The organism is Rothia sp. HMSC066G02 (genome assembly GCF_001813145.1).
Taxonomy (GTDB): domain Bacteria; phylum Actinomycetota; class Actinomycetes; order Actinomycetales; family Micrococcaceae; genus Rothia.
This window is the reverse complement of sequence record NZ_KV811593.1, coordinates 243890-250467: the sequence shown is the minus strand read 5'-3', so window position 1 is coordinate 250467 and position 6578 is coordinate 243890. Positions and strand designations below refer to the sequence as shown.

3 protein-coding genes are annotated in these 6578 nt (G+C 63.1%); 1 reads left to right on the top strand and 2 read right to left on the bottom strand.

The window, feature by feature from the left end; all coding sequences use genetic code 11:
• Window positions 1-94: 94 nt before the first annotated feature.
• The gene (gene hrpA, locus HMPREF2894_RS05445; protein WP_070678136.1) at window positions 95-4588 is read right to left on the bottom strand and encodes an ATP-dependent RNA helicase HrpA; all 4494 of its coding nucleotides are present in this window, start codon (window positions 4586-4588) and stop codon (window positions 95-97) included.
• 285 nt (window positions 4589-4873) lie between these two features.
• Here hrpA and HMPREF2894_RS05440 point away from each other — a divergent pair, with 285 nt between their 5' ends.
• Window positions 4874-5335: a helix-turn-helix domain-containing protein gene (locus HMPREF2894_RS05440; protein ID WP_005506503.1), complete on the top strand. Its 462-nt coding sequence runs from the start codon at window positions 4874-4876 to the stop codon at window positions 5333-5335.
• Window positions 5336-5371: 36 nt separating this feature from the next.
• On the opposite strand, the gene HMPREF2894_RS05435 is transcribed toward HMPREF2894_RS05440, so the two are convergent.
• A complete protein-coding gene (locus HMPREF2894_RS05435; protein ID WP_070678134.1) occupies window positions 5372-6568 on the bottom strand; it encodes an alpha/beta hydrolase in 1197 nt (398 codons plus the stop codon).
• Between the last annotated feature and the right edge of the window lie 10 nt (window positions 6569-6578).

Below are 6578 nucleotides of genomic sequence, written 5' to 3'. Positions count from 1 at the left end.
CCCTGCGTAGGCGCGGAGGAAACATGCGGCGCACCTACACCTGAGTAGGAGCGAGGACGAACACCGCCATCCGCACAAGACGTAATCTCACAAGCTAGCGCTTGATGGCGTCCAGCGCCTCACGCTGAGCCTTCGCAATGCGTTTCTCAGACACCGTGTAGGCGGTACCGAGCTCCTGGGCGAAGAAGCTGACGCGTAGCTCCTCAATCATCCAGTTCACGCGGCGGAGCGCATCCGGCACGATGGTGCCGGCCGGCAGCGACTTGACCGCGTTATCGTAGGAATCCTCAAGATCCTGCACCGTGAGCATGAGCTGGTTGTCGCGGTGTAGGTTCGGGCCGAGCTTCGTCAGGCGCACCTGGGCGGCCTTCAGGTAACGCGGCAGGTGAACCAGCTGGTCGTAGCCGGTCTGCGCCACGAACCCGGGGTAGACCAGGTTCTCCATCTGTGCCTTCACGTCGGAGACGGCGTGCATGGTCGTCAGCGAGGTTGCCTTCTTGATAGCCTTCTTCAGCGCGGTGGCTTCGGAGAGGATTTCGGCGACGAGCTTGGTGACGTCGAAGACCGTCTCGATGAGTTCGGCGCGCACGTGCTCGTAGAGTTCGCTGTATTCGGCGTGCGTGAAGATGGGCGTGTGCGGCACGAGGTGGTCGAGCGCCGCGACGGTGCAGTCGCGGATGAGTTCGTCGATGGAGCCGTGCGGGTTCTGCGTGAAGACGATTTTCTCCTTGTGGGAGAGGTGTTCGCTCACGTAGCGCACGGGCGAGGGCACCTGCAGCTGGAGCAGGCGGATGATGCCGCGACGCTGCGCGTGCAGCTGCTCTGCTTCGGTGGGGAAGATGCGCAGACCCACGCTAGAGCCTTCGTCCACGAGAGCGGGGTAGCCGTTAACCGCCTGGGTCGCGATGACACGCTGTACCTTGCGGGGGATTTCTCCGTTGGGGAAGAGATCGGCGGGGAAGGCAGTGAGGCCGGTGACCTCGCGTACTCCGCCGGATGCACCCGCCTCGGCCTGGGTGCCCTTCGCCGGGTTCTTCGCGCCCTTTGCGCTGCCCGGACGAGCGGAGCCACCCGAGTTGCCCGAGCCGCCTGAGTTGCCTGATCCACCCTGCGCGAGCGCAACCATCTTCGCCATGGCCTCGTCGGATGCGCCGAGCGAGTCGGCGAGGGCGCTGCGAATCTCCTTGTGTAGCTGCTGCTGCAGGGCTCGCAGGTCCTTGCCCTCACCCAGGATTTTGTTGCGGGTGTTGCGCACCTGGAAGCCCATCTTCAGGTGCTCGGGCACGGCGTCCCAGTTGAAGGCTTCGGGTTCGACGACCACGCCGCGCAGGCGGCGCAGTACGAGCGCGAGGGAGGGGAGCAGCTCGTCGGTTGCGGGGGAGTAGTCTTCCTCGAGGGCGGCGCAGGCGGCGCGCGCCACGTCGGGTGCGGGCACGAAGTTGCGTCGAATCGCCTTGGGCAGCGACTTGATGAGCGCGGTCACGAGCTCGTGGCGCAGGCCGGGAATCTGCCAGCGGAACGGTTCGGGGCTCAGCTGGTTGAGGAAGAGAATCGGCACCTGCACGGCCACACCGTCGCGCTTGGCGGCTTCGGTGCGGGCGCCTCCTACACCTGCGGTGGGGGCGTATTCGTAGCGCAGGTCCAGGGTGAGTTCGCCGCTGTCGGTGCGCTGCACCCACTGGCGGGGGAACTGGGAGTCGTCGTAGTCGGCGGCTTCCTCGTTGATGAGTTTTTCGGGGTTGAAGTCCAGGTAGTTGTCGTCTTCAAGACGTGCCTGCTTCCACCACTTGTCGAAGGCGCGCACGTCGGTGACGTGGGCGGGGATGCGTGCGTCGTAGAAGGCGAAGAGTACGGAGTCGTCCACGCGCAGGTCGCGGCGGCGTAGGCGTGCTTCAAGTTCCTCGACTTCGGCGAGGGCGCGCTGGTTGCGCAGGTAGAACTTGTGCTGGGTGTGCCATTGGCCTTCGACGAGGGCGGACTGGATGAACAGTTCGCGGGCCGCGGCGGCGTCTACGCGGGCGTACTGTACGGGGCGGTCGGCGTAGATGGTCAGGCCGAAGAGGGTGCCCTTGGCGTAGGCGACTGCCGCGCCGGAGCTGAGGGACCAGTGCGGTTCGGAGTATTGCACGCTGATGAGGTGCTTGCCGATTTCTTCGATCCACTGCGGGTCGATGGAGGCGTTGGTGCGCGCCCACAGGCGGGAGGTCTCGACGAGTTCGGCGGAGAGCACCCAGTCGGGGCTCTTTTTGAACAGGCCGGAGCCGGGGAAGATGGCGAACTTGGTACCGCGTGCGCCGAGGTATTCGCGCGGGCCGCGGTTGCGTCCCTTGGAGTCCTTTTCACGTTCTTCCTTGGCGCCCACGTGCGAGAGCAGGCCGGATAGCAGGCTCTTGTGGATGTCGATTTCGTGGGCGGAGGCGTTGATGTCTCTGCCGCCGCTGGCGTGAATGTTGGCGGTGCGTCCCATTTCGCGCAGCTGGGCGAAGAGGTCCTGCCATTCGCGGATGCGCAGGTAGTTGATGTATTCGCGGTGGCACATTTTGCGTAGCTGCGAGGAGGACAGCGCCGCCTGCTGCTCGTTGATGTAGTCCCAGAGCAGCAGGAAGGAGGAGAAGTCGGAGGTGTCGTCGACGAAGCGGGCGTGCATCGCGTCGGCTTCGGCGCGCACGTCGGCGGGGCGTTCGCGCGGGTCCTGGATGGTCAGGGCGGCGGCGAGCACCATCATTTCCTTGGCGCAGTTACGGCGGCCGCCTTCAATGATCATGCGGGCCAGGCGCGGGTCCACGGGGAATGCCGCCATGGCTCGGCCGATGGCGGTGAGGGTTGCGCTATTGCCGCGGCCCTTGCGGGGGCTGCGGGGGCGTTCGGTGAGCGCGCCGAGCTCGCGGAGCAGGTTCACGCCGTCGTTGATAGCGCGGGATGCGGGCGGCTGCACGAACGGGAAGCGGGAGATGTCGCCGGGTTCGCGAACCACGCCGATTGCGATCATCTGTAGGATGACGGCTGCGAGGTTGGTGCGCAGAATTTCGGGGTCGGTGAACTCGGGGCGTGAGTTGAAGTCTTCCTCGGAGTAGAGGCGGATGGCGATGCCGTCGCTGACGCGGCCGCATCGGCCCGAACGCTGGTTGGCGCTGGCCTGCGAGATACGCTCGATGGGCAGACGCTGAACCTTGGTGCGCGCGGAGTAGCGCGAGATGCGGGCGGTGCCGGTGTCGATGACGTACTTGATGCCGGGCACGGTCAGCGAGGTTTCAGCAACGTTCGTGGCGAGCACGATGCGCGGGCGCGATCCGGGGGAGAACACGCGGTGCTGTTCGGCGAGCGAGAGGCGCGCGTACAGGGGCAGCACTTCGTAGTTCAGTCGCGGCGACTTGAGAACCATTGCCTCGATGGCGTCCTTGGCGTCGCGGATTTCGCGCTCGCCGGAGAAGAAGATGAGGATATCTCCGGGTGCCTCCTTGGAGAGCTCCTTGATGGCGTCGAGAATCGCGTCGGTGGGGTCGCGGTCTTCGGCCACTTCCTCGTCATCCAGGTAGAGCTCGTCGCCTTCGAGGGGGCGGTAGCGGATTTCCACGGGGTAGGTTCGGCCGGACACCTCAATGATGGGTGGCGCATCGTCGGGCAGAATCGCTTCGGCGATTTCGCGTTCTTCGGCGCTGAGGTTTTCGTCGACGATGCCCTTGCCCGGCACGTAGCTGGGGGAGAAGTGGCGTGCGAAACGCTCCGGGTCGATGGTCGCGGAGGTGATGATGACCTTCAGATCCGGGCGCTGCGGCAGGATGCGCTTGAGGTAGCCGAGGATGAAGTCAATGTTCAGGCTGCGTTCGTGCGCCTCGTCAATGATGAGGGTGGAGTAGCGGCGCAGCAGCTTGTCGTTCTGAATCTCGGCGAGCAGAATGCCGTCGGTCATGAGCTTGATAGCGCTGTGTTCGCCCACTTCGGAGGTGAATCGCACCTGGTAGCCGACGGTTTCGCCGATTTTCTGGCCGAGTTCTTCGGCGATGCGTTCAGCGACGGAGCGTGCGGCGAGTCGGCGCGGCTGGGTGTGGCCGATGAGGCCCTTCTCTCCCAGGCCCAGGTCGAGGCACATTTTGGGGATCTGGGTGGTCTTACCCGAGCCGGTTTCACCCGCGATGATGACGACCTGGTTGTCGCGGATCGCGTTCATGATGTCTTCGCGGCGTTCGCTGACGGGCAGCTCTTCAGGGTAGGTGATGACCTCGGGAATGAACGGCTCGTAGCGGCGCGGTGCCGGGCGGTTCTGCTGGCTGCTCTTGTTGTCGCCCTGCTGGTTGCCCTGCTTGCGGGCACGGTTGTTGGCGCCTGCGCGTCGATTGGAGCGGGAGGCGTTGGAGTTGCGTTCGGAGGCGCCGCGGGAGGAGTTCTTGCGGTCTGCGTTATTCTTCGGGGTGCTGTTCTTCTGTGCACCCTTTTTTACCGCATTGTTCTCAGTAGTTTTATCTGCGGTTTTTTCGGCGGATCGTACCTTTGCCGCGTGGATTGCGGCGGCCATGCTCGCCATGGTGGGGGCGGTGCGGGGGGCCTTAGAAGTATCTGCGTGTTTCTTCGTGGATTTCTGCTCAGACATATCCTATCCAGTGTACTCGCCTTGCCTGCGGTGGGCTTGGGGTGTGCTTTGTTTGTCATATTTGGGTTTGTTCGCGGGAACCCCGGGGTGGGCGGTGGCGGAATACAGGCCCCAAGAGAGCAGTTAATATACAATAAATGACATCAAATGCTATTAAGAGAGTTAATAATTATTCATCTGAATTTTATGCGCCGTAGATGCGAATTAACTGCGCTTCTTAACTTTCTTTCGATAGTTTCGTTCAACTGCTACAGTGGTGAATAACACAGTAACGAAGGAGTGACTATGCCATCACCAAAGACGTACCCGGCAACACGTGTTGCAGTGTTGGATTGCTGCGAAGACGGACAGCACGAAGAAATTCACCACCGCTGCGAAGAGCTCTTCCAAGCCCTCGTTCACGCGAGTCTGCGCACCCACTTCGACCGCCTCAGCGCCGAAGAGACCCTCTACCTGGTCACCGGCGACGGCGAGCGCGTACAGATTTCTCCCGAAATGTACGGGCCCCTCACCTCCGTAGCGCGCGCATTCGCCGACCGTAAGGACGTCTGCGTGGTACGCCAGGACCGCCTCATGACCACGCAGGAGGCGGCAGACTACCTGGGCGTATCCCGCCCGACCGTTGTTCGCCTGCTGGAGCGCGGAGATATTCCGTTCGAGCGCATTAACACGCACCGTCGCGTTGCTTTTGATGACCTCGAGCGTTACCGCCTTGAGCACGAATACGTGAACCGCCGCGTTCGCTAACCTGTCGAACCGCTCAGGTTACACGCCGCGGTTGAGCTACACGCTGCGGTTGAACCGAACAGCGCGGTTGAAGAATCGCAGCATCTGCTGAACAATATCGGGGCTAAAACAGCGCGAATCCCCGTGTTCGGCATCCGGAACCAGCACCAAATCGGTAGGCACCTGCCGCGTGCGCAGCGCCTGATACACCCGCACCGATTGCTGGTACGGCACACACGAATCGCTAATACCGTGCACGAGCATGAGGGGAGTGGCACCGCCGCTCACTCCCGGTGCAGAGGCACTTTCGATCTTATTCACTCGTTTCTGGGGGCGTACCGCATCAATGGGATGCGCACGCTCCCAGTTCTTTTGGGCGCGCTCGATGCAGACACCCGGAACCGCCCGCTCACCCGCGGAAATATCGATATTAGACACATCTGCGGGGACGGGGTGGGTGCTTCCCAGTAGTCGCCATTCCGCCCCGTCATCCTCGGGGTGGTCGAGAGCGTAGCCAGCCAGGGGTCGATCGGTGAAGATGGTCCTCAAATCGCTGACCCCGTAAAACGAAGCCGCCGCCGCCACCTGCGAACTATGGGACGGGTAGGCGCTTGCCGCCCTGCCTTCAAAGTATTCGTCGTGCTCGGGAGCGCTCGCAGAATCCCCAAATGCAGGGTCACCGGCGGCGGAATCTCCCGTATGCGCAACCATCATGCTCAGGTGCCCGCCGGCGCTTCCGCCCGCTACCGCAATGCGCTGCGGATCAATACCGAATTCGTGCGCGTTGGCGCGGAAGAAACGCACGGCCTCCTTCACATCGTGCAGGGCACCCGGGAAGAGTGCCTGATGTGAATACCGGTAGTTGATGGATGCGACCGCCCAACCTGCCTGCTGAAAAGCGGCGCGCATGAGCGCCTGCGTATTGGGCTGCTCCCCGCCAGGGGTGCGCAGGATGATGTCGCGTAGGGCCTGGTTGGTGCCGAAACGCCAGGCGCCACCGTGAACCCACACCAGTAGCGGCGCGGGGGAAGAGATATCCCCGGTCGCGGGGAAGAAATCGTAGGCGAACGCTTCACGAGTTACCGGCGACTGCGCGCCGTAGTCGGGCAGCGAGTGGGCATCGTAAAAGCCCGCCTCGCGGTAAAAACCGGAGCGGTACTCGGTACCCTCAACGGTCGGCGCGCTCTCTACATTCGGTACGCCCTCAGCGTTCAATGCGCCCTCAACCTTCGGCGTGCTCTCAGAAGTCTGCATGAATCAGCAC

What these genes read in the sequence shown, in the direction of transcription:
- hrpA (WP_070678136.1), bottom strand. Translation starts at nt 4,588, where the DNA reads ATGTCTGAGCAGAAATCCACGAAGAAACACGCAGATACTTCTAAGGCC.
- HMPREF2894_RS05440 (WP_005506503.1), top strand. Translation starts at nt 4,874, where the DNA reads ATGCCATCACCAAAGACGTACCCGGCAACACGTGTTGCAGTGTTGGAT.
- HMPREF2894_RS05435 (WP_070678134.1), bottom strand. Translation starts at nt 6,568, where the DNA reads ATGCAGACTTCTGAGAGCACGCCGAAGGTTGAGGGCGCATTGAACGCT.